This window comes from Pseudomonas sp. SWRI68, assembly GCF_014269165.1.
GTDB lineage: Bacteria > Pseudomonadota > Gammaproteobacteria > Pseudomonadales > Pseudomonadaceae > Aquipseudomonas > Aquipseudomonas capeferrum.
Window position 1 is genome coordinate 1 of the sequence record NZ_JABWRU010000033.1, and the last position, 21,330, is coordinate 21,330.

The window sequence follows — 21,330 nt, forward strand, 5'->3', positions numbered from 1 at the left end:
CCGGGGGGTGGGGGGGGTGTCGTGGGTGGGCGGTGGTGGGCCGCTGCGCAAGATCGGGTTGGGGTGCTTGGGGCCTTCACCACTGCGCAGCCAGCGGCGGTGTACGCAGAACAGGTCGGCCATTTCGTCGAGACGCGCCAACGGAACACCGCGCTTGAACCAGTTGTTGACGTGCTGGGGTGTGACGCTGCGCTGGGCGGCGAAATCGGAAGGGGTCAAGCCACATTCGTGAAGCAGGGCTTTGAGGCGGTCACCGGATGTGTTCATGGCCGCGAGTTTAGCGGCCGTGTGCCAGTGCGGATATGAACCGGGTGTTGATGCGCTTTGTGCGAAAAGTGCTTGGTTGTAGGGCGTTGCAGTAGGGCGGCGTAGGACTTTTTACTGGCCGAGCCATCGTGAGCGCATAAAAAACCCCGCCTGGGCGGGGTTCTTCAGCAATCGGTATCAGCCCTTGTAGGCAGCAACCGATTTGGTGATCGCGGCGCGGGCGGCGTCGGCGCCATCCCAGCCTTCGATCTTGACCCACTTGCCCTTCTCGAGATCTTTGTAGTTCGCGAAGAAGTGCTCGATCTGCTGGATCAGCAGGGCCGGCAGGTCGGTGTATTCCTTGACGTCGACATACAGCTGGGACAGCTTGTCGTGCGGAACAGCGATGACCTTGGCGTCGCCGCCGCCGTCGTCGGTCATGTTCAGGATGCCGACCGGGCGGGCGCGGATGACCGAACCTGGGGCAACCGGGTACGGGGTCACGACCAGCACGTCCAGCGGATCACCGTCGTCGGCCAGGGTGTTCGGGATAAAGCCATAGTTGGCTGGGTAGAACATCGGGGTAGCCATGAAACGGTCGACGAACAGGGTGTCGCTGTCCTTGTCGATTTCGTATTTGATCGGCGCGTGGTTGGCCGGGATCTCGATGGCGACGTAGATGTCGTTCGGCAGGTCTTTGCCCGCCGGAATCTTGCTGTAGCTCATTGGGCAGTGCCCCCGTGTTTGACCAAAAAGTGGCGGCGATTATAGGCACATTCCGCCAGGGCATGCCACGCCTGCCCTGATGTGCGGCCGCGTCAGGCGTGGCTTTCGCGGTAAGCGGGGTGTTCGGCCTGCAACCGGCCAAGGCGCGCCAAAGGGTCCTGGCGGTAGAACAGCGACAGTTGCTGGTACACCTGTGGGTAGGCCTGCTGCAGCAGGTCGGGGGCGCTGAAGAAATATTCGCTGGTGACGGCAAAGAATTCCGCCGGGTTTTCCGCCGCGTACGGGTCGATGGCGGTTTCGGCGTCGGGGTTGAGATCCAGCTGGCGATTGAGGTCGTCATAGGCCTGTTGCATGGCACTCGCCCATTCATCCACCGACATGCCGCTGTGCAGCGGCGGCAGGCCGTTGGCATCGCCGTTGAGCATGTCGAGCTTGTGCGCCAGCTCATGGATGACCAGGTTGTAGGCCTCCCACCCACCGCTGGCCAGCACACCGTTCCAGGCCAGAATCACCGGGCCCTGTTGCCAGGCTTCGCCGCTGTGCTCGCCGTCCCACACGTGCTCCACGCCGCTGGCGTCGCGGTGGCGCTGGGGGCTTTTGAAGTCGTCGGGGTAGAGGATGATCTCGTGAAAGCCCTGGTACCAGTTCAGCTCGCCCAAGTGCAGCAAAGGCAACTGGGCCTGGGCCGCCAGGAACAGGCGCTGCTCGTCGCTTGGCTCGACACCGGGCAGGGTGGTCAGGTGCTTTTCGTGCAGAAACAGGATGCAGGCTTCGCGCAACCAGTGGTCTTCTTCAGTGCTGATGCCGTCGAGTAACGGCAAGTGCTCGCGAACGGCCTGCCATTGCTCGGGGGCGATCGGGTAGCGCGCCAGGGTACGCTGGCGCCGCCAGGCGCTGAAAGACCACATGGCGGTGCTCAGTGCGCCTTGGCTGTACGGCCCAGGCGACCGCGCAGCAGGCCGAGCACCATCGGCACCAGCGACAGGAAGATGATGCCGACCACCATCAACGACAGATGCTGCTTGATGAACGGCACGTTGCCGAAGAAGTAACCCAAGGTCACCAGGCCACCCACCCACAGCAGCGAACCGGCGACGCTGAAACCCAGGAAACGCGGGTAGTGCATGTGGGCGATGCCGGCGACGAACGGCGCGAAGGTGCGCAAGATCGGCAGGAAGCGCGCCAGGGTCACGGTCTTGCCGCCATGGCGCTCATAGAATTCGTGGGTGCGCTGCAGGTAGTCGCGGCGGAATATTTTCGAGTTAGGGTTGTTGAACAACCGCTCGCCGGCCGTTCGGCCTATCACGTAATTGGTACTGTCACCCAGGATTGCCGCGGCCATCAGCAGGCCCGCCAGCAGCACCGGGTCCATGCCGCCACCGGCCGCCACGGCGCCGGCGATGAACAGCAGCGAATCGCCCGGCAGGAACGGCATCACCACCAGGCCGGTTTCGCAGAAGATCACGGTGAACAGGATGGCGTAGATCCAGGGACCGTAATTGGTGACCAGCAGATCGAGGTAAGCATCGAGATGCAGGATAAGGTCCAGCGGGTTGAAATCCATGTACAGCACCTGTGTTCTTGGGCGTAGGCTCAGTTACCTGGGGATGGGTAAACTTTCACACATGACAAGTGGGCCATTATACGGCGAAGTGAGGATCATGCCCGGGGAGTTTGTAGCGGGGGGTTACCGGAGGCGGCATGGCCTGCACTGGCCGCTTCGCGGCTGAACCCGCGAAGCGGCCGGAACAGGTCAATCCGGCTGGATCGGCAGGATGTAGCTCTCGAACTCGGTGTCCTTGCGAAACCCGATGGACGCGTAGGTCTTGCGCGCCGCCTCGTTATTGGCGCTGGTCGAAACCCGCATGCGTACGGCATTGGTCTCTTTGGCCATCTTCTTCGCTTTGCGCATCAGGTGATCGGCCACCAACATGCGCCGCGAGTCCTCGGCCACGTAGATGTCGTTGAGGATCCACACGCGCTTGAGCGACAGCGACGAAAAGCTCGGGTACAGCTGGCAGAAGCCCAGCAGCTTGCCGTCGTCGTCATCGGGCAGTGCCAGATAGATCACCGACTCATCGCGTTTCAGGCGTTTTTCCAGAAAGCTGCGCGAGCTGTCCGGGTAGGGCAATTGCCCATAGAACTCGCGGTATTTGACGAACAGCGGGGTCAGCAGGTCGAGGTGTTCCAAGGTTGCCTTGATGATACGCATGTGCGGCCCTCAGGATCCATTTGGGGAAACAGCGGTTTGCAAGTCGCGCTCGACAGCATGCTGCCCAATGCGGGCGAGAAGCGCAATCCGCCTTCCGTGACATGATTTTTAATCTTTTCCGAGTAGGAAGTTTCCTTTTTGGCTGGCGGGGGTATCGCTCTCGAGGCTATGGACCTCGGCTTCGTCCTTCAGATTCACCCCGGAAAGCTGCCGGCGACAGGCCTCACGCATCAAGTACAGCAGGCGGTGGGCCGCCATGCCGTAGCTCAGGCCTTCCAGGCGCACGTTGGAGATGCAGTTGCGGTAGGCGTCAGTCAGGCCGACCCGTGGTGCGTAGGTGAAATACAGGCCGAGGCTGTCGGGCGAGCTCAACCCCGGGCGTTCGCCGATCAGCATCACGGTCATGCGTGCGCCGAGCAACTCGCCCACCTCGTCGGCCACCGCCACCCGGCCCTGCTCCACCAGCACCACCGGGGCGCTGGTCCAGCCGTCGGCTGCGGCCTGTTCCTCGAAACGGGTCAAAAAAGGCAAGGTGTGGCGGTGCACGGCCAGGGCTGAGAGGCCGTCGGCGACCACGATGGCCAGGTCGACGCCTCCCGGGTTGGCCTCGGCATGCTGACGCAGGGCCGCAATCGAGTCTTCGTTCAGCCGTCGCCCCAGGTCGGGGCGTTGCAGGTACTGGTCGCGGTCGCTGGCGGCGCTGTGCACCACCAGGCTGTCGCGCCCGCGCTCAGTAAGTTGGGCCGTCAGCCCCGCATGGTCGAACGGCAGGTGCACGGCATCGCGGGCTTGCGCGTGGGCGAACTGGAAGTCCAGTTGCGCACCGGTCGGCAGGCTGGTGCCGGCGCGGCCCAGGGCAATACGGGCCGGGGTCAGGGTGCGCAGGGCCAGCCAGGGGTTGTCGGGGGTTGCTGTGCGATGGTCCATGGTCATCCCTATGCAAGCTGCGCCAAGGCCTGGCGGAATGCCGGCGGCAGGTTTTCACCGAAGCGCACCCGGCCATCGGCCTGGGTAAAGATGCCGGTACGCGCCAGCCATGCCTCGAATTCCGGGCCGGGCTTGAGGCCCAGGGTCTGGCGCGCATACAGCGCGTCATGGAACGAGGTGGTCTGGTAGTTGAGCATGATGTCGTCGGAGCCTGGGATACCCATGATGAAGTTGATACCGGCCACGCCCAGCAGGGTGAGCAGGGTGTCCATGTCGTCCTGGTCGGCTTCGGCGTGGTTGGTGTAGCAGATGTCGCAGCCCATGGGCACGCCAAGCAGCTTGCCGCAGAAATGGTCCTCGAGGCCGGCACGGATGATCTGCTTGCCGTTGTACAGGTACTCGGGGCCGATGAAGCCGACCACGGTGTTGACCAGAAACGGCTTGAAATGCCGGGCCACGGCGTAGGCGCGGGTCTCGCAGGTCTGTTGGTCGACGCCATGGTGGGCATTGGCCGACAGGGCGCTGCCTTGGCCGGTTTCGAAGTACATGAGGTTTTGCCCGAGGGTGCCGCGCTTGAGCGACAGGCCCGCTTCGTAGCCTTCCTGCAACACGTTGAGGTTGATGCCAAAGCCGGCGTTGGCTGCTTCGGTGCCGGCGATCGACTGGAACACCAGGTCCAGCGGTACGCCCCGGTTGATCGCTTCGATCGAGGTGGTGACGTGGGTCAGCACGCAGGCCTGGGTGGGGATGTCGTAGCGCTGGATGATGGCGTCGAGCATCTCCAGCAGGGCGCAGATCGAGGCGATGCTGTCGGTGGCCGGGTTGATGCCGATCATGGCGTCGCCGTTGCCGTACAACAGGCCGTCGAGAATGCTGGCGGCAATCCCGGCTGGCTCGTCGGTTGGATGATTGGGCTGCAGGCGGGTCGACAGGCGCCCACGCAGGCCCATGGTGCCGCGAAAACGGGTGACCACGCGGATTTTCTGCGCCACCAGGATCAGGTCCTGAACGCGCATGATCTTCGACACCGCCGCCGCCATCTCCGGTGTCAGGCCCGGTGCCAGGGCACGCAGGCTGTCTTCGTCGGCCTCCTCGCTGAGCAGCCAGTCGCGCAGGCCGCCCACGGTCAGGTGGCTGACCGGCGCGAAGGCCTGGGCGTCGTGGGTGTCGATGATCAGGCGGGTGACCTCGTCCGCTTCGTAGGGGATCAGCGCCTCGTTCAGAAAGTGCGTGAGCGGGATGTTGGCCAAGGCCATCTGCGCGGCGACCCGCTCGCCGTCATTGCTGGCGGCGACCCCCGCGAGGAAATCCCCCGAACGTGCGGGGCTGGCCTTGGCCATCACGTCCTTGAGGCTGTCGAAGCGGTAGACCAGGTGGCCTACCGTGTGTACGAAACTTGCCATACAGATTCTCCAGAGCGCCGCGGGGCTGGCCCGCGGCGGGTGTCGGCGATCAGTGCAGGGCCTCTTCGGCCTTCTGGATCGCGGCGAATTCCTCTTCCGGTGTGCCCGCTACCAGGTGGTGGCGGCTGTAGAAAGCAAAGTAGGCAATTAATACTCCATAGATCACCGCAGCGCCAATCACAACCCGTGGGTCGACCAGGAAGCCCGCCACCACGGCGATGCACGCCAATACCAGGGCGACGCCGGAGGTGAAGATGCCGCCCGGCGTGCGATACGGCCGTTCCATTTTCGGCCGGCGGATACGCAGGGTGATGTGCGCAGCCATCATCAGTACGTAGGACAGCGTCGCGCCGAACACCGCGACCAGGATCAACAGGTCACCCTGGCCGGTCAGCGACAGGCCGAAACCGATGAGGCCGGGGATGATCAGCGCCAGTACCGGTGCCTTGCTCTTGTTGGTTTGGGAGAGCTTGCGCGGCAGGTAGCCCGCACGGGACAGCGCGAAGATCTGCCGTGAATAGGCATAGATGATCGAGAAGAAGCTGGCGATCAGGCCTGCCAGGCCCACCAAGTTGACGAAGCTGCCCATCCAGGTGGAGCCGCCATAGGCTTTGGACAGTGCCTCGACCAGCGGGTTGCCCGAGGCCTTGAGTGCTTCGGAACCCGCAGCGCCAGGGCCGACCACCAGAATCAGCAGGGCGAAGGCCAGCAATACCAGCATCGCGCCGATCAGGCCGCGTGGCAGGTCGCGTTTCGGGTTCTTGGTCTCTTCGGCGGCCAGTGGCACACCTTCGACAGCGAGGAAGAACCAGATCGCATAGGGGATCGCGGCCCACACGCCGACATAGCCGAACGGCAGGAAGCTGCTGGCGCCTGCGGCGTCCGTCTTGGCGATGTCGAACAGGTTGGCTGCATCAAAATGGGGCACCATGCTCACCAGGAACACGGCCAGGGCAATGGCGGCGATGGCGGTGATGATGAACATCAGTTTCAGCGCTTCACCCACCCCGAAGATGTGGATGCCGATGAACACGATGTAGAAGGCCAGGTAGATGACCCAGCCGCCGATGCCGAACAGCGATTCACAATAGGCGCCGATGAACACGGCGATGGCGGCCGGGGCAATGGCGTATTCGATGAGGATGGCCGTACCGGTGAGAAAGCCGCCCCAAGGGCCGAATGCGCTGCGGGCGAAGCCGTAGCCACCGCCTGCGGTGGGGATCATCGACGACAGTTCGGCCAGCGAGAAGCACATGCACAGGTACATGGTGGCCATCAGCAGGGTGGCGAGGAACATGCCGCCCCAGCCGCCTTGGGCCAGGCCGAAGTTCCACCCGGCGTAGTCGCCGGAGATCACATAGGCGACCCCAAGGCCGACCAGCAACACCCAGCCGGCGGCGCCTTTTTTCAGTTCACGTTGCTGGAAATAGTCTGAACCGACCTTTTCGAAGTCGACGGAAGAGCCTGCCGGCGCATTGCCGGAATGATCGCTGGGCATAGTTTCACCTGTTGTTTTTCTTGGTGGCCGGAGGGGTTCCGGCCGATGGTGATGGGTACTGCAGGAAGCGAGCCATGGAGCTACAAGCCGCAAGCTACAAGGCTCAAGAAAAAGCAGTTGGGTGCTGTACCCGCTGTTTCTTGCAGCTTGTAGCTTGCAACTTGAAGCTGTTTTTCTAGAAGAAGCCCAGCGGGTTGATGTCGTAGCTCACCAGCAAGTTCTTGGTCTGCTGGTAGTGATCGAGCATCATCTTGTGGGTCTCACGGCCAACGCCGGACTTCTTGTAACCGCCGAACGCGGCATGCGCCGGGTACAGGTGGTAGCAGTTGGTCCACACGCGGCCGGCCTTGATGCCGCGGCCCATGCGGTAGGCGCGGTTGATGTCGCGGGTCCACACGCCGGCACCGAGGCCGAACTCGGTGTCGTTGGCAATCGCCAGTGCTTCGGCTTCGTCCTTGAAGGTGGTGACGCTGACCACCGGGCCGAAGATTTCCTCCTGGAACACCCGCATGCGGTTGTTGCCCTTGAGCAGGGTCGGCTGGATGTAGTAACCGGTCGACAGCGCGCCTTCGAGTTTTTCCACCTTGCCGCCGGTCAGCAGCTCGGCGCCTTCTTCTTTGGCGATTTCCAGGTAAGACAGGATCTTCTCGAACTGTTGCTGCGATGCCTGGGCGCCGACCATGGTGTCGGTGTCCAGCGGGTCGCCGCGCTTGATCTGCAGGACCTTCTTCATCACCACTTCCATGAACTGCGGGTAGATCGACTCCTGCACCAGCGCACGCGACGGGCAGGTGCACACTTCGCCTTGGTTGAAGAATGCCAGCACCATGCCCTCGGCGGCCTTGTCGATGAAGCTTGGCTCGGCCTGCATGATGTCTTCGAAGTACACGTTAGGCGACTTGCCGCCCAGTTCGACGGTGGACGGGATGATGTTCTCGGCAGCGCATTTCATGATGTGCGAGCCGACCGGGGTCGAGCCGGTAAAGGCGATTTTGGCGATACGTTTGCTGGTAGCCAACGCTTCGCCCGCTTCGCGGCCATAACCCTGGACCACGTTGAGCACGCCTTTGGGCAGCAGGTCGCCGATCAGTTCCATCAGTACGGTGATACCCAGCGGCGTCTGCTCGGCGGGTTTGAGCACCACGCAGTTGCCTGCGGCCAGGGCCGGGGCGAGTTTCCACGCGGCCATCAGCAGCGGGAAGTTCCACGGGATGATCTGCCCGACCACGCCCAGTGGCTCGTGAATGTGATAGGACACGGTGCCTTCGTTGATCTCGGCGGCGCCGCCTTCCTGGGCGCGGATGCAGCCGGCGAAGTAACGGAAGTGATCGACCGCCAGCGGGATGTCGGCATTGAGGGTTTCGCGGACCGGCTTGCCGTTGTCCCAGGTTTCGGTAATGGCCAGCACTTCAAGGTTCTGTTCGATGCGGTCGGCGATCTTCAGCAGAACATTGGAACGGTCCTGGACCGAGGTGCGGCCCCAGGCGTCGGCGGCGGCGTGGGCGGCATCCAGGGCCTTGTCGATGTCTTCGGCAGTGGAGCGGGGAAACTCCGCGATCAGCTTGCCATTCACCGGGGAGGTGTTTTCGAAGTACTGCCCCTTGACCGGTGCTACGAACTCACCACCGATGTAGTTGCCGTAGCGGCTCTTGAAGGAAACCTTCGCGCCTTCGGTACCGGGATGTGCGTAACGCATGGTGTGTCTCCTGGCTATTGTGTTTGTTAGGGAGTTGAGAAGCGTAGAGCAAAGGTTGGGCCAGTGTTTTCAGGGCCATCAAAATCAACCACTTGGGGCGGTTTTGTGAAACACGCCGGCCACCGCTGCGCCAGGGCTGGCACGGCCCGGGTGACACTTTGTACCGTTTGCGACACGCAGCGGTACGCTGCATTGCAAAGCCCCGCCGGGTGGAGGATGCTGGCTGAACGCTCTATCTGCGGAGAACGACAACAAATGCAGAGCAACCACCTGAGTCGCCATGCCCAGCAAGTGCACACCATTGCCCATGGTGAAGCTGGGGAGGGCGGCAGTGACCCGGCCATCGCGCGTTCCTGGCTGCGCTGTCTTGAGGAGCACCACCTCGACCCGACGCTGATCGAAGCCCCTGTGGTGCTCGAGCACGGGCGCCTGCTGGAAAGCCGCGAGCGCCTGCGTCAGGTGCTGAAAATTGCCGACAGCGAGATGAACAGCCTGCATCAGCAGCTCTCTGGCGCCGGCCATGCGGTGCTGCTGACCGATGCCCGCGGGGTGATCCTCAACTGTGTCAGCGCACCCACCGAGCGGCGTATCTTCGAGCGGGCGGGGTTGTGGCTGGGCGCAGATTGGAGCGAGGCGCGCGAAGGCACCAACGGCATCGGTACCTGCCTGGTCGAGCGCCAGGCACTGACCATTCATCAGCACGAGCATTTTCGTGGCCGCCACACCGGCCTGACCTGCTCGGCAAGCCCCGTGTTCGACCCGCATGGCGATCTGTTGGCGGTGCTCGACGTGTCGTCGGCGCGGCCGGATGTCTCGCGTCAGAGCCAGTTCCACACCATGGCCCTGGTCAACCTGTCGGCCAAGATGATCGAGAGCTGTTACTTCCTGCGTCATTTCGAACAGCAATGGCTGCTGCGTTTTCATCTGCACGCCGAGTCGGTCGGCTTGTTCAGCGAGGGCTTGCTGGCCTTCGAGGCTGATGGGCGGATCTGCGCGGCCAACCAGAGCGCGCTCAACCTGCTGGGTACCGTGCGCGGGGGCGTGCTGGGCAAACCGGTGGAGCGTTTTTTTGCCTGCAGCCACGACGAACTGTTCAGCCGCGCCGTACCCGGCGGCAGTACCGTCTGGCCGTTGCACACGCGTGACGGCCGCCAGGTGTTCGCCAGCCTGCGTGGCCAGGCGCGCACGCCGGTGTGGTCGGTGCCGCTCGGCCACCCTCGGCCCCCGCGCGAAGCAGAACCCGGTATCTGCCTGCTCGACCCGGCGCTGCAAAATGACTTTCGCCGCTGTGTGCGGGTGTTCGAACGTGATGTGCCGCTGCTGCTGCGCGGCGAGACCGGTTGCGGCAAGGAGGCGTTCGCGCAGGCGGTGCACCAGGCCAGCCAGCGATGCGGCAAACCGTTCGTGGCGGTCAACTGCGCCTCTATTCCGGAGAGCCTGATCGAGAGCGAACTGTTCGGTTATCGCGGTGGCAGCTTTACCGGCGCGCGCAAGGAAGGCATGCGCGGCAAGCTGTTGCAGGCCGATGGCGGCACGTTGCTGCTGGACGAGATCGGTGACATGCCGCTGGCCTTGCAGACGCGGTTGTTGCGGGTACTGGAAGAGCGCCAGGTGGTACCGATTGGCGGCGAGCCCCAGGCCGTGGACGTGCGCATCGTCAGTGCGACCCACCGCGACCTGCTGGAGCGGGTGGCGCAGGGCACGTTCCGCGAGGACCTGTATTACCGCCTCAATGGCCTGGAAGTGGCCCTGCCGGCGGTGCGCGAGCGCAGTGACAAGGGCCAGTTGCTGGACTTTCTGCTGCATCAGGAAGCGCAGGGGCAGCCCGTGCAGCTCGAGCCTGATGCACGGCACGCGTTGCTGCAGTTCCCGTGGCCCGGCAACGTGCGGCAGATGCGCAACACACTGCGCACCCTGGTAGCGCTCTGCGATAACGGCCGCATCGAGTCTGCCGACCTACCGACCATCTTCCACAACACCGCCCCCCCATCTTCCGCGACTACTGCATACCCCGATCGCAACCCAAGCCCGCCGCTACAAGACGCCGAGCGCCAAGCCCTGCTGACGGTACTGGAGGCAAACCGCTGGCACTTGACCCGCGTCGCCGAGCATCTGGGCATCAGCCGCAATACCTTGTATCGAAAACTGCGCAAACACGGCATAGCACGGGCCGGCTGAGCGAAACAGCGGGTGCGATTTCCTGCGCCCTGGGCTACCCTGCCTCGATGTTTTGCGAGGTCGACCATGCATATTCACATTCTCGGTATTTGCGGCACGTTCATGGGTTCCCTGGCGGTGCTGGCCAAAGCGCTTGGCCACCGCGTCACCGGCTCCGATGCCAATGTCTATCCCCCGATGAGCACCCAGCTCGAAGCCCAGGGCATCGAGCTGACCCAAGGCTATGACCCGGCTCAGCTAGACCCGGCACCCGACCTGGTAGTGGTCGGCAACGCAATGTCGCGGGGCAACCCGGCGGTGGAGTACGTGCTGAACAAGGGCCTGCCCTACGTCTCTGGCCCGCAGTGGCTGGCCGACCACGTGCTGCAGGGCCGCTGGGTACTGGCCGTTGCCGGTACCCATGGCAAGACCACCACCAGCAGCATGCTGGCCTGGGTGCTGGAGCACGCCGGCATGAGCCCGGGGTTCCTGATTGGCGGTGTGCCGCAGAACTTCTCGGTGTCGGCGCGCCTGGGCGACACCCCGTTCTTCGTGGTCGAGGCCGATGAGTACGACAGTGCGTTCTTCGATAAACGTTCGAAGTTCGTCCACTACCACCCGCGCACGGCCATCCTCAACAACCTTGAGTTCGATCACGCAGACATCTTCCCTGACCTTGCGTCCATCGAGCGGCAGTTCCACCACCTGGTGCGCACTATCCCGAGCGAAGGCCTGGTGATTCACCCCACCACCGAGCAGGCGCTGGAACGCGTCATCGGCATGGGCTGCTGGACCCCGGTACAAACCACCGGTGAAGGCGGGCAGTGGCAGGCGCGCCTGCTCAGCGCCGATGGTTCGCGCTTTGAAGTGCTGTTCGAGGGCGAGGCCCAGGGCGTGGTCGACTGGCCATTGACCGGGCAGCACAACGTCGCCAACGCCTTGGCCACCCTGGCCGCCGCGCGCCATGTAGGCGTGGTGCCAGCCATGGGCATCGCCGGGCTGAGCGCCTTCAAGAGCGTCAAGCGGCGCATGGAGACGGTCGCCGAGGTGCAGGGCGTGACCATCTATGACGATTTCGCCCACCACCCGACCGCCATCGCCACCACCCTCGACGGCCTGCGCAAGCGTGTGGGCGAAGCGCCGGTGATCGCGGTGATCGAGCCGCGCTCCAACTCGATGAAGCTGGGCGCCCACCGTGACGGCCTGCCGGAAAGCGTCAACGACGCCGACCAGGTGATCTGGTACGCCCCGGCCAACCTGGGCTGGGACCTGGCCGCCACGGCAGCGCAGTGCAAGGTGCCGAGCGTGGTTGCCGACAGCCTGGAGGCGATCATCGAGCGCATCAAAGGCCAGGCCCGCCCCGGCACCCACGTGGTGATCATGAGCAACGGCGGCTTCGGCGGCCTGCACGGCAAGTTGGCCGAGGCGCTCAAATGAACGGGCCGCAGCGCATCACCCTGGCCATGACGGGCGCCTCTGGCGCTCAATATGGCCTGCGCCTGCTCGACTGCCTGGTGCGTGAGGACCGCGAGGTGCACTTCCTCATTTCCAAGGCCGCGCAGTTGGTGATGTCTACCGAAACCGACGTGTTGCTGCCGCCCAAGCCCCAGGCGATGCAGGCGTTTCTGACCGAGTACACCGGCGCTGCCGATGGGCAGATCCGCGTGTATGGCAAGGAAGACTGGATGTCGCCGGTGGCCTCGGGCTCCGGCGCGCCGGCGGCGATGGTGGTGGTGCCATGCTCTACCGGCACCTTGTCGGCGATTGCCACCGGTGCTTGCAACAACCTGATCGAGCGTGCCGCCGACGTCACCCTCAAAGAGCGCCGTCAGTTGATTCTGGTACCGCGCGAGGCGCCGTTCTCGACCATTCACCTGGAGAACATGCTGAAGCTCTCGCAGATGGGCGCGGTCATTCTGCCGGCGGCCCCGGGCTTCTACCATCAGCCACAGACCATCGACGACCTGATCGATTTCGTCGTAGCGCGCATTCTCAACCTGCTGGACATCCCCCAGGACATGCTGCCGCGTTGGGGCGAGCATCACTTAGGGGCGGATGATTGAAACGCGCACTGTCGGGGCTGGTGGCGCTGACGCTGCTGAGTGGATGTGCCACGGTGCGCACGCTGGATGCCAACAAGCCGGGCGCACCGGTGGTGTACGCCGGCACCCGGTTGGACCTGTATGTGATGAATGGCGGGTGCTGCCCGAAGGATCACTTCGGGGCTGAGGCCCCGGGATACCCAGGGTTGGACCTGCCCGGCAGTATGTTGCTGGACACCCTGCTGCTGCCGTTATCACTGCTGACGGCAGCGGGGGTCGGCTTCCAGGCTACCGGCGGCCTTTGATTGCCTACGCTATATCTTGCCCAGCCGGCGCAGTTCATCCGACTCGATGACCCGCACCCCGTCTTCTTCCTCCAGCGCCAAGCGCCATAGCGCCCGTGCCAGTGTGCAAGCCTCGATACCCCGGTACTTGCCAGGTATCAGCTTGGAAAACGGTGAAATCAGCTGTTCGCCGAGCCGAGGCTCGATGCGGTCCCCTAGCAGCAGCGAGGGCCGGACGATGGTCAATTGCGGCCAATCCTGGGCCTTGAGCGCTTCTTCCATTTCGCCCTTGACCCGGTTGTAGAAGATCGATGACTTAGGGTCGGCGCCGAGTGCGCTGACCACCAGCAGATGCCGCGCACCCAGCTCGCGGGCACGTTTGCTGAAGGCCACCACCATGTCCAGGTCCACGGCGCGGAACGCCGACTCGGAGCCAGCCTGCTTGAGTGTGGTCCCCAGGCAGCAATAGGCGATATCCACCCGCCCCGCCAGCTGCGGTAGGAACACCGCCGGGTCACCCACCGGGTTTTCCAGGTGTGGGTGTTCGGCCAGTGGCCGGCGCGTAGGCGCCAGTACCCGGCTGATGGTCGGCTCGTTGAGCAGGCGGTCGAGCAGGTGTTCACCCGTCAGACCCGTGGCACCGGCAAGCAGGACATGCTGAGGCGTCAAATACATGATGTCTCTCCCTTGTTACACACAAGCTTAGTGGTTGGTCGGCTTTTTTGCCTGCTCCTCCACGGTGGCCTGTGCAGCATTGCGTAACGCTTCTTCGGCCTGTTGCCGTCTTAGATGCTGCCAGTGTGCCAGTACGGCTGGCGGCGCCCAAAGCTGCGGTTCCGAGGCCTCGAAACCTTCCTTTTGTTCTCTTTCGGCAACGCTGGCGCGCGCCAGTTCAAACGCTTGTTTCAGGTCGTCGGTCTGGTTCAGCGCTTCGGCGAACAGGGCATCGCCAAAGTAGGTGAAATCCGCTTCTTCCGAGCAGCCGAAAGACACCCGGTCGGCGCGGGCGGCGGTGATGATCACCGTGCGATCATCCTTGAGCGGGGCGATATAGCCCCCTGAATAGCAGGCGGAAATGACGATTATCTTGTCGCGATCTTTCAGCGGTGCCAGGGCACTGGCCAGCTCGTCGGCGGGCAGGTCGGCCAGTTGCAGGCGCGGCTGGTCGAGCACCAGTTGGTGGTCCTGGCTGCCGTGGCTGGTGAGGTAGATGAACACCAGGTCCTCGGGGCCGCTGCGCTCGGCCAAGGTGCGGGCGGCGCGGGTGAGGTTCTCGCGGGTGGCCATGGGGCGGCTGGCCATATGGTCGCGGTGGTTGACCAGCGTGACCTGGCCGCGGGCGCCAAAGCGGACCTTGAGCATGTTGCTGACATAGTCGGCTTCGCGCAGAAACACGCTTTGCTGGCCGTCGCCGGCCACTACCAGGCTGTACAACTGGATCGCCGGCGCGGTGTGCGGTACCCGCGCCAGCGCGTCTTCAAGCAGATGGCCCTGGTTGAGCAGGGCCAGGTCCAGCGGGTCGGGCAACAGCGCGCCCTTTTCGTCGCGCACGCGTACGCCGTTGACCCAGGTGCCGCCCTCGACTTTGCCGTTGGCCAGGGTCAGTCGGCCGTAGCCGTGGTAGGCATCGTTTTCGAAGCCACCGGTGTACTTGCTGCCGTCAGCCAGCTGCAGGCTGCCCTGGCCAGACAGGTGCCAGTCGACGAAACCGCCCTTGTAGTGGCTGCCATCACTGCCGAGCAGTTCGCCCTCGCCAATCAATGAGCCGTCCTTGAACGCGCCGATCCAGACGTCACCGTCGGCGCTTTCATAGCGCCCGCGGCCTTCCAGGCGGTTGTCCTTGAACTCGCCGATGTACTGTTCGTCGTCGACGCTGTCGTAGGTGCCGCTGCCTTGCAGCAGGCCATCGACGAAACGGCCGCTGAACTGGTTGCCGCTGGCATCGCTGCGCACCCCGGCACCGTTCGGTTTGCCTTTGGCGAAAAGGCCCTGGTAGCGGCTGCCGTCGGCCAGCTCCAGCTCGCCCGCGCCTTCGTACTGGTCGTCCTTGAACTGGCCGCGGTAGGTCTGGTCGGCTTGCTTGAGGGTGCCTTCACCGTCGCGCCGGCCGTGCTTGAAAGTACCGGCATAGTGGCTGCCCGGCGTGGTCAGGTCACCCAGGCCCTGGAACAGGCCCTCGGCGAACTGGCCCCGGTAGACTTCACCGTTCTGGCCGTGCCACTCGCCCTGGCCATGCCACTGGCCATCCTTGAAGCCGCCGGCGTACCAGCTGCCGTTGGGGTAGTCGATGCGCCCCTCGCCCTGCAGCAAGCCGTCAACCACCTCACCTCGGTAGCGCCCGCCGTCGGGCAGGCGTGCGTCCGGAGGCAATAGCGATTCGCCATCTCCGCACGCGGCTAGCAACAGGACCAAGGTGATGGGGAGCAATGGACGCATGGTGGAGACCGGGCAATAGGTCTGCCGAGTATGACGCAGAATCTGGGGGTGAGACAGACACACATGCCCTGTGGGCGCGGGTAAACCCGCTCCCACAAGGGTGTGCAACAGGCTTTCTGCGTGGGGAGATCAGCGCCCGCCCGGCGACACGATGATCTTCACGTTCTCCTCCTTGTTGTTGACCAGTTCTTCAAAGCCCAGCTCGACGATCTGCTCCAGCCCGATCCGGCCCGTCACCAGCGGTCGGATATCCAGCCTGCCGTCAGCGATAAAGGCGATGACATCGGCAAACTCCCCGTTGTAAGCCAGCGCCCCGAGCACCTGCTTCTCGGTGGACACCAGCTCGAAGAAGTTGAACTCGCTGGGCTCTTCGAAAATCCCCACCAGCACGCATTTGCCCGCCTTGCGCAGGGTGTCGATGGCCAGTTTTGCGGTGTGCTTGTTGCCGATGCACTCGAAGCTCACATCCGCGCCAAGCCCGGCAGTCAGTGTGCGGATTTCTGCCAGGGCATCGCACTGGCTAGGGTCCAGCACGACGCTGGCGCCCACTTCGAGAGCCTTGGCCTTGCGCGCCGAAGACATCTCCAGGGCGATGACCTTCGCCGCGCCTGCGGCCTTGGCGCACATGATGGTGCACAGGCCGATGGTGCCCGCGCCAACCACCACCACGGTTTGCCCAAGCAGGCTGCCGGCTTTTTTCACGGCGTGCATGCCGACCGCCAACGGTTCGATCAGCGCGCCGGCTTCTGGCGGGAAGCCCTGTGGCAGTCGGTACAGCAAGTTGGCAGGGACGTTGACGCGTTCTGCGAATGCGCCGTTGTTCATCAGGCCGGTAAAGGCCAGGCGCTCGCAGATGTTGTACAGCCCATGGGTGCAGTAATAGCACGTGCCGCAGTGCTGGCAGGCGTCCGCCGCCACCGGGTCGCCGACCGCAAAGCCCTCGACGCCTTCGCCGAGTTTGGCGATTTCGCCGCAAAATTCGTGGCCGAGGATGCATTGCCCCTGAATGCCGGTCAGCGGGTGGGGCGCGTCCACCGGAATGAACACCGGGCCGGCGAGGTATTCGTGCAGGTCGGAACCGCAGATGCCGCACCAGTCCACTTTGATCTGCACCCAGCCAGGCGCGGGGTCGGCAGGCAAGGGCACCTGTTCGACGCGGATATCGTGACGGCCATGCCAGACGGCAGCGCGCATGTGGGTGTGGCTCAGGTCATTCATTTTTGTTGTCTCCAGGCTCACGCGTAAGGTTCAGTGCTTGCGCAGGAAGGCGAGCAACTGCTGGTTGACCTGTTCGGCCGCCTCCATCTGCACCATGTGGCCAGCATCTGGCAGCACCAGTACTTCGGCCTCCAGCCCATCTGCATGGCTGGCCGGGATGATCGCGTCCTTCCCGCCCCAGATCACCAGCGCCGGGTGCTGCCCCAGCACGCCCCGCAGGTCGTGGCGCTGCTGGTCGCTTTCGGCAATGGCCGCCCCCAGCTGGCGCAATGCCGCGTCGACGCCTTCCAGCCGCTTGAACTTGAGCATGTCCTCCAGCAACTGCCGGGTAACCAGCGCCGGGTCGGCAAACAGCTGCACCATCTGCGGCTTGAGTGCATTGCGGTTGGCAGCGGCCACGAAGCCTTGCAGGTACTGGCCGTTGATCGCTGTGCCCAGCCCGGCACTGGCCACCAGGCTCAGGCTTGCCACCCGCTGCGGCGCCAGGCGTGCCACGTTGAGGCTGACTGCGCCGCCCATCGAATGCCCGGCCAGGTGGGCCCGGGGGATCTCCAGGTGGTCGAGCAGTGCCAGTACCGCTTCGCTAAGTTCATCCAGGTCCCCGCGTTGCAGCGCCTTGGCCGACTCGCCATGCCCGGGCAGGTCGAGCGCGATGACGCGGCGCTCGGCGGCCAGCGCCGGGTGGTTGAACAGCCAGTTGTTCAAATCACCGCCAAAGCCGTGCACCAGCACCAGCGGCGTACCGCCTTCGCCCAGTTCGAACCAGCGCAACAGGCGGCCGCCCACTTCGGCTTTTTGCGGGGCTGGGCCCTGCGCCTGGTCTGCGCCACCTTCGGCTACGAACTCGGCCTGGAAGCGCTGCACCACGGCGTCGATCTCGGCCTCGTCGGCTTCGCCTTCGACCACCACCGCCAGCAGCGCACCGACCGGCAGGGTTTCATCCGGCTTGGCCACCAGGCGGCGCAGTACACCGCTGAAGGGGGCTTCGACGCTGCTGCTGATCTTGTCGGTCTCGACGTCCAGCACTTCGTCGCCCTTGCTGATGGCGTCACCTTCCTGCTTGAGCCAGGTATCCACCCGGCCCTCGGTCATCGACAAGCCCCACTTGGGCATGGTCAGCGTATGGATCTGGCTCATGCGGCGCTCCTTGCGGCTTCGATTACCTTGCGCACGGCGGCCTCGATTTTCGCCGCGTCGGGGATGTACAAGTCTTCCAGGGCGTCGGAGAACGGCACCGGCGTATGCGGCGCGGTGACCATCTCGATCGGGCCCTTGAGGGCGCCGAAGGCTTTTTGCGCCACCAGTGCACTGATGTCGGTGGCCATCGAGCAGCGCGGGTTGGCTTCGTCGATCACCACCAGGCGGCCGGTCTTCTCGACGCTTTCGAGAATGCTGTCTTCATCCAGCGGGCTGGTGGTGCGCAGGTCCAGCACTTCGCAGTCGATGCCCTGGCGGGCGAGGTTGTTGGCGGCCTCCAGGGCCACATGGACCATGCGCCCATAGGTCACCAGGGTCACATCGTCGCCGTCGCGCAGGAAGTTGGCTTCACCGAACGGCACCGTGTAGACCTCTTCCGGCACTTCGCCCTGCATGCTGTAGAGCAGTTTGTGCTCGCAGAAGATCACCGGGTCGTTGTCGCGTATCGCCTGAATCAGCAGGCCCTTGGCATCGTAGGGCGAAGAGGGGCAGACCACCTTCAGCCCGGGGATGTGCGTCCACAACGAGGTGAGCATCTGCGAGTGCTGGGCCGCCGCGCGCAGGCCGGCGCCGTACATGGTGCGCATCACCAGCGGGGTCACCGCCTTGCCGCCGAACATGTAGCGAAACTTGGCGGCCTGGTTGAGGATCTGGTCCAGGCAGCAGCCGGCAAAATCCACGAACATCAGTTCGCACACCGGGCGCAGACCTTGGGTCGCCGCACCCACGGCGGCGCCGACATAGCCGATCTCGGACAGCGGCGCATCCAGTACCCGGCCTGGGAACTGGTGGTAGAGGCCTTTGGTCACGCCCAGCACGCCGCCCCAGGCATCCTCTTCGCCGGGGGCACCGGCACCGCCGGCGACGTCTTCACCGATGATGAACACGGTGCTGTCACGGCGCATTTCCTGGGCCAGGGCTTCGTTAATAGCCTGCTGGTAGCTGATCTTTCTTGCCATGGTGATTCTCCTCTTGTTCTTTTAATCCGCAGCTCAGGGGTAGCTGACGTAGACATCGCTGAGCAGGTCGGCGGGCTGTGGCTTGGGATCGGATTTGGCACGGCGCACGGCGTCTTCGATCAGGTCTTCGACACGGGCGTCGATGGCGTCCAGTTGTTCGGCACTGAGCAGGCCGGCGCGGGTGGTCTTGTTGCGGAACTGCATCAGGCAATCACGGGTTTCGCGCAGGTTCTTCACTTCATCCGGGGCGCGGTAGGTTTGCGCGTCACCCTCGAAGTGGCCGTAGTAGCGGCTGAGCTTGACCTCGATCAGCGAGGGCCCTTGCCCGCTACGCGCCCGTTCGATGGCGGCGCCGGCGGCCTCGTACACGGCGAAGAAATCGAAGCCGTCGATGGTCACACCCGGCATGCCGAAACCGGCGGCGCGGTCGGCAATGTGGTCGCAGGCCACCGACCAGTTCGAGGCCGTTGCCTCGGCGTAGCCGTTGTTTTCGGCGACGAAGATGCATGGCAGGTTCATGATCGCGGCCATGTTCATGGCTTCGAACACGGCGCCCTCGTTGGAGGCGCCGTCACCGAAGAAGGCCACCGACACGTCATCGCGGCCCTTGAGCTTGGCGGCCAGGGCAGCACCGGCAACCAGCGGCGCACCGGCCCCGACGATGCCGTTGGCGCCGAGCATGCCCTTTTCCAGGTCGGCAATGTGCATCGAGCCGCCCTTGCCGCCGCATACGCCCGTTCTCTTGCCGTAGATCTCGGCCATCATGCCGTACACATCCACGCCCTTGGCGATGCAGTGGCCGTGCCCGCGGTGGGTCGAGGCAATGCAGTCGCTGTCGCGCAGGTGGGCCATGACCCCTGCAGCGGAGGCCTCCTCGCCAGCATAGAGGTGGACGAACCCGGGGATCTCGCCGGTGGCGAACTCCACGTGCAGACGCTCTTCGAATGCGCGGATGGTGCGCATCACCTCATAGGCATGCAGCAGTTGTTCGGTACTGAGTTGATTGGACATCTTGTTGTTCTCCAGGGTTGTCTCAACACGCGGTTGCAGGGTGTAGCCGGTGGCCGCGCGGGACGGCCAGCAGGTGATGGCGGGCGGCGTGGGCCAGTACGGCCTCTACGTCCACGGTCAGGGGGCCTTGGTGGTCCAGGGTGATGCTGGGGGTGTCGTGTTCGGCGAATTCGATCTCGCGTTCGCCGTCCAGGGCCAGGGTGCCGCTGGCCAGGCTCAGGCGATGGGCGACACCGGGCGTCAATGGGCCGCTGGCGGTGATGCCACAGCCTTGCAGCACACCGGGCGCCAGCGGTGCGAGCAGGGCCTGTTCGGCGTCAGGGTTCAGGCGTACCCAGGCGCCGTGAGCATCCAGGCGTGAAACCGGGCACCACAGGCCGCACAAGGCGGACAGGCCAATGGCGTGGGGTTCGGCGAAGCAGGCGAATACTTCGCTGAGGTCTTCGCTGCGGCTCAGGGCCCGGGCGCCGATGAAGCGCTGGGGCGACACGGCGACTTCCACCAGGGCCCATTCGGCCAACTGCTGCTCGGGCACCTTCACCAGCAGGCGCTTGTTGCGGCGCAAGCCGATGCTGGCAGGTACCCGGCCGCTGGCGAGCAGGCCGCCGGCCAGGCCGGCGCTGGTGGCTTCGCGCAATTCAGGGAAGGCATTGTTGGTGCCGGTGGACAACGTCAGCAGTGGCGTGTCGCCGGCCTCGGCAGCAACGGCTTTGTGGGTGCCATCGCCGCCAAGTACCGCGATCATCGTCACGCCTTGCTCGACCATGCGCCGGGTGGCCAGGCGGGTATCGGCAACGGTCTGGGTCAACGGCAGGTCGATGATCTGGAGGGTTGGCCAGTGCTGATCGCGAGCGCCCGGGCCTTGGCTGGCCTTGAGCACGGCGGCGGCGATGCCGGTCATGTCGGTGGGCAGCAGAACCTTGCCAATGCCGGTGGCACCGAAGGCGGCGAGCAGGCGCTGGATCGCCGAAGCCTTGTCGGTGCTCGAATAGAGCCCGGCACTGGCAGTCAGGCGGCGCAGGTCGCGGCCAGAGGCAGGGTTGGCAATGATCCCGACAGTTGGGGTGGGTTGCGGCATGGCGCACCTCATATTCTTGTTTGCCATGGGCACAGCAAGGTGGGTGCCAGCTTTGCTCGGCAGGCCTGAAGTGGCCGCCTTAGAGCGGTTGCGGGATAGCACCAGGCATGTGCCGGGCGGCCCCTGCGAGACGCCGCGTGCCGCGCCGGGGCCGTGTTTGCCGAGACGCTGAGACGCAGCGTCTCAAGCCAACCGGTAATCACACAGTGCTTGTCGGGGCATGCCTGGAAGCGCTTAATG

General features: G+C 64.4%; 20 protein-coding genes. 4 read left to right on the forward strand and 16 right to left on the reverse strand.

Features of this window, described 5'->3' with window-relative positions; translation table 11 throughout:
- From HU770_RS25860 to HU770_RS25900, 9 genes are all read right to left on the reverse strand, one after another.
- On the reverse strand, positions 1-267 hold a 267-nt coding region (locus tag HU770_RS25860; protein ID WP_186666283.1), incomplete at its 3' end, for a helix-turn-helix transcriptional regulator.
- A 177-nt stretch (positions 268-444) separates the two neighbouring features.
- Entirely contained in the window at positions 445-972 is a 528-nt protein-coding gene (gene ppa / locus HU770_RS25865) for an inorganic diphosphatase (RefSeq protein WP_016497835.1), read from the reverse strand.
- Between the two features lie 92 nt (positions 973-1,064).
- Positions 1,065-1,880 (reverse strand): M90 family metallopeptidase, encoded by an 816-nt coding sequence (locus tag HU770_RS25870; RefSeq protein WP_186666291.1) that lies wholly within the window; start codon positions 1,878-1,880, stop codon positions 1,065-1,067.
- Positions 1,881-1,888: 8 nt separating this feature from the next.
- Positions 1,889-2,536 carry a DedA family protein gene (locus tag HU770_RS25875; protein ID WP_033703417.1) on the reverse strand — a complete coding sequence of 216 codons (648 nt, stop codon included), beginning with the start codon at positions 2,534-2,536 and terminating at the stop codon, positions 1,889-1,891.
- A 189-nt stretch (positions 2,537-2,725) separates the two neighbouring features.
- A complete protein-coding gene (locus tag HU770_RS25880) occupies positions 2,726-3,184 on the reverse strand; it encodes a GNAT family N-acetyltransferase (RefSeq protein ID WP_186660647.1) in 459 nt (152 codons plus the stop codon).
- A 108-nt stretch (positions 3,185-3,292) separates the two neighbouring features.
- Positions 3,293-4,111, reverse strand: coding sequence for an ethanolamine ammonia-lyase subunit EutC (gene eutC, locus HU770_RS25885; RefSeq protein WP_186666293.1), 819 nt, complete (start codon positions 4,109-4,111; stop codon positions 3,293-3,295).
- A gap of 8 nt (positions 4,112-4,119) precedes the next feature.
- The gene (locus HU770_RS25890) at positions 4,120-5,514 is read right to left on the reverse strand and encodes an ethanolamine ammonia-lyase subunit EutB (protein WP_033703413.1); all 1,395 of its coding nucleotides are present in this window, start codon (positions 5,512-5,514) and stop codon (positions 4,120-4,122) included.
- Between the two features lie 49 nt (positions 5,515-5,563).
- On the reverse strand, positions 5,564-7,012 hold the full coding sequence (gene eat / locus HU770_RS25895) for an ethanolamine permease (RefSeq protein ID WP_033703412.1): 1,449 nt from the start codon (positions 7,010-7,012) through the stop codon (positions 5,564-5,566).
- A gap of 175 nt (positions 7,013-7,187) precedes the next feature.
- Positions 7,188-8,708 carry an aldehyde dehydrogenase family protein gene (locus HU770_RS25900; protein WP_033703411.1) on the reverse strand — a complete coding sequence of 507 codons (1,521 nt, stop codon included), beginning with the start codon at positions 8,706-8,708 and terminating at the stop codon, positions 7,188-7,190.
- A 255-nt stretch (positions 8,709-8,963) separates the two neighbouring features.
- On the opposite strand from HU770_RS25900, the gene HU770_RS25905 reads away from it, so the two are divergent.
- The 4 genes from HU770_RS25905 (at position 8,964) to HU770_RS25920 (ending at position 13,212) form a co-directional block, all read left to right on the forward strand.
- A complete protein-coding gene (locus tag HU770_RS25905) occupies positions 8,964-10,886 on the forward strand; it encodes a sigma-54-dependent Fis family transcriptional regulator (protein WP_186660653.1) in 1,923 nt (640 codons plus the stop codon).
- Between the two features lie 66 nt (positions 10,887-10,952).
- On the forward strand, positions 10,953-12,302 hold the full coding sequence (gene mpl / locus HU770_RS25910) for a UDP-N-acetylmuramate:L-alanyl-gamma-D-glutamyl-meso-diaminopimelate ligase (RefSeq protein ID WP_047583487.1): 1,350 nt from the start codon (positions 10,953-10,955) through the stop codon (positions 12,300-12,302).
- Positions 12,299-12,928 (forward strand): flavin prenyltransferase UbiX, encoded by a 630-nt coding sequence (gene ubiX, locus HU770_RS25915; RefSeq protein ID WP_186666295.1) that lies wholly within the window; start codon positions 12,299-12,301, stop codon positions 12,926-12,928. The genes mpl and ubiX overlap by 4 nt, the downstream gene beginning before the upstream one ends.
- Positions 12,925-13,212, forward strand: a complete 288-nt coding sequence (locus tag HU770_RS25920) for a YceK/YidQ family lipoprotein (protein WP_033703407.1) — start codon at positions 12,925-12,927, stop codon at positions 13,210-13,212. Before ubiX ends, HU770_RS25920 begins: the two co-directional genes overlap by 4 nt.
- Before the next feature lie 9 nt (positions 13,213-13,221).
- On the opposite strand, the gene HU770_RS25925 is transcribed toward HU770_RS25920, so the two are convergent.
- The 7 genes from HU770_RS25925 to HU770_RS25955 form a co-directional block, all read right to left on the reverse strand.
- Positions 13,222-13,866: an oxidoreductase gene (locus HU770_RS25925; protein ID WP_033703405.1), complete on the reverse strand. Its 645-nt coding sequence runs from the start codon at positions 13,864-13,866 to the stop codon at positions 13,222-13,224.
- Between the two features lie 27 nt (positions 13,867-13,893).
- Positions 13,894-15,627: a C13 family peptidase gene (locus HU770_RS25930; protein ID WP_186666297.1), complete on the reverse strand. Its 1,734-nt coding sequence runs from the start codon at positions 15,625-15,627 to the stop codon at positions 13,894-13,896.
- 129 nt (positions 15,628-15,756) lie between these two features.
- Positions 15,757-16,821 carry a 2,3-butanediol dehydrogenase gene (locus HU770_RS25935; protein ID WP_227697288.1) on the reverse strand — a complete coding sequence of 355 codons (1,065 nt, stop codon included), beginning with the start codon at positions 16,819-16,821 and terminating at the stop codon, positions 15,757-15,759.
- A gap of 54 nt (positions 16,822-16,875) precedes the next feature.
- Positions 16,876-17,982 (reverse strand): acetoin dehydrogenase dihydrolipoyllysine-residue acetyltransferase subunit, encoded by a 1,107-nt coding sequence (locus HU770_RS25940; protein WP_186666299.1) that lies wholly within the window; start codon positions 17,980-17,982, stop codon positions 16,876-16,878.
- Positions 17,979-19,001: an alpha-ketoacid dehydrogenase subunit beta gene (locus HU770_RS25945; protein WP_016497851.1), complete on the reverse strand. Its 1,023-nt coding sequence runs from the start codon at positions 18,999-19,001 to the stop codon at positions 17,979-17,981. The genes HU770_RS25940 and HU770_RS25945 overlap by 4 nt, the downstream gene beginning before the upstream one ends.
- 33 nt (positions 19,002-19,034) lie before the next feature.
- Positions 19,035-20,012, reverse strand: a complete 978-nt coding sequence (locus HU770_RS25950) for a thiamine pyrophosphate-dependent dehydrogenase E1 component subunit alpha (RefSeq protein ID WP_033703401.1) — start codon at positions 20,010-20,012, stop codon at positions 19,035-19,037.
- Between the two features lie 22 nt (positions 20,013-20,034).
- Positions 20,035-21,090 carry an NAD(+)/NADH kinase gene (locus tag HU770_RS25955; protein WP_186666301.1) on the reverse strand — a complete coding sequence of 352 codons (1,056 nt, stop codon included), beginning with the start codon at positions 21,088-21,090 and terminating at the stop codon, positions 20,035-20,037.
- Between the last annotated feature and the right edge of the window lie 240 nt (positions 21,091-21,330).

What these genes read in the sequence shown, in the direction of transcription:
- ppa (WP_016497835.1), bottom strand. Translation starts at nt 972, where the DNA reads ATGAGCTACAGCAAGATTCCGGCGGGCAAAGACCTGCCGAACGACATC.
- HU770_RS25870 (WP_186666291.1), bottom strand. Translation starts at nt 1,880, where the DNA reads ATGTGGTCTTTCAGCGCCTGGCGGCGCCAGCGTACCCTGGCGCGCTAC.
- HU770_RS25875 (WP_033703417.1), bottom strand. Translation starts at nt 2,536, where the DNA reads ATGGATTTCAACCCGCTGGACCTTATCCTGCATCTCGATGCTTACCTC.
- HU770_RS25880 (WP_186660647.1), bottom strand. Translation starts at nt 3,184, where the DNA reads ATGCGTATCATCAAGGCAACCTTGGAACACCTCGACCTGCTGACCCCG.
- eutC (WP_186666293.1), bottom strand. Translation starts at nt 4,111, where the DNA reads ATGGACCATCGCACAGCAACCCCCGACAACCCCTGGCTGGCCCTGCGC.
- HU770_RS25890 (WP_033703413.1), bottom strand. Translation starts at nt 5,514, where the DNA reads ATGGCAAGTTTCGTACACACGGTAGGCCACCTGGTCTACCGCTTCGAC.
- eat (WP_033703412.1), bottom strand. Translation starts at nt 7,012, where the DNA reads ATGCCCAGCGATCATTCCGGCAATGCGCCGGCAGGCTCTTCCGTCGAC.
- HU770_RS25900 (WP_033703411.1), bottom strand. Translation starts at nt 8,708, where the DNA reads ATGCGTTACGCACATCCCGGTACCGAAGGCGCGAAGGTTTCCTTCAAG.
- HU770_RS25905 (WP_186660653.1), top strand. Translation starts at nt 8,964, where the DNA reads ATGCAGAGCAACCACCTGAGTCGCCATGCCCAGCAAGTGCACACCATT.
- mpl (WP_047583487.1), top strand. Translation starts at nt 10,953, where the DNA reads ATGCATATTCACATTCTCGGTATTTGCGGCACGTTCATGGGTTCCCTG.
- ubiX (WP_186666295.1), top strand. Translation starts at nt 12,299, where the DNA reads ATGAACGGGCCGCAGCGCATCACCCTGGCCATGACGGGCGCCTCTGGC.
- HU770_RS25925 (WP_033703405.1), bottom strand. Translation starts at nt 13,866, where the DNA reads ATGTATTTGACGCCTCAGCATGTCCTGCTTGCCGGTGCCACGGGTCTG.
- HU770_RS25930 (WP_186666297.1), bottom strand. Translation starts at nt 15,627, where the DNA reads ATGCGTCCATTGCTCCCCATCACCTTGGTCCTGTTGCTAGCCGCGTGC.
- HU770_RS25935 (WP_227697288.1), bottom strand. Translation starts at nt 16,821, where the DNA reads ATGCGCGCTGCCGTCTGGCATGGCCGTCACGATATCCGCGTCGAACAG.
- HU770_RS25940 (WP_186666299.1), bottom strand. Translation starts at nt 17,982, where the DNA reads ATGAGCCAGATCCATACGCTGACCATGCCCAAGTGGGGCTTGTCGATG.
- HU770_RS25945 (WP_016497851.1), bottom strand. Translation starts at nt 19,001, where the DNA reads ATGGCAAGAAAGATCAGCTACCAGCAGGCTATTAACGAAGCCCTGGCC.
- HU770_RS25950 (WP_033703401.1), bottom strand. Translation starts at nt 20,012, where the DNA reads ATGTCCAATCAACTCAGTACCGAACAACTGCTGCATGCCTATGAGGTG.
- HU770_RS25955 (WP_186666301.1), bottom strand. Translation starts at nt 21,090, where the DNA reads ATGCCGCAACCCACCCCAACTGTCGGGATCATTGCCAACCCTGCCTCT.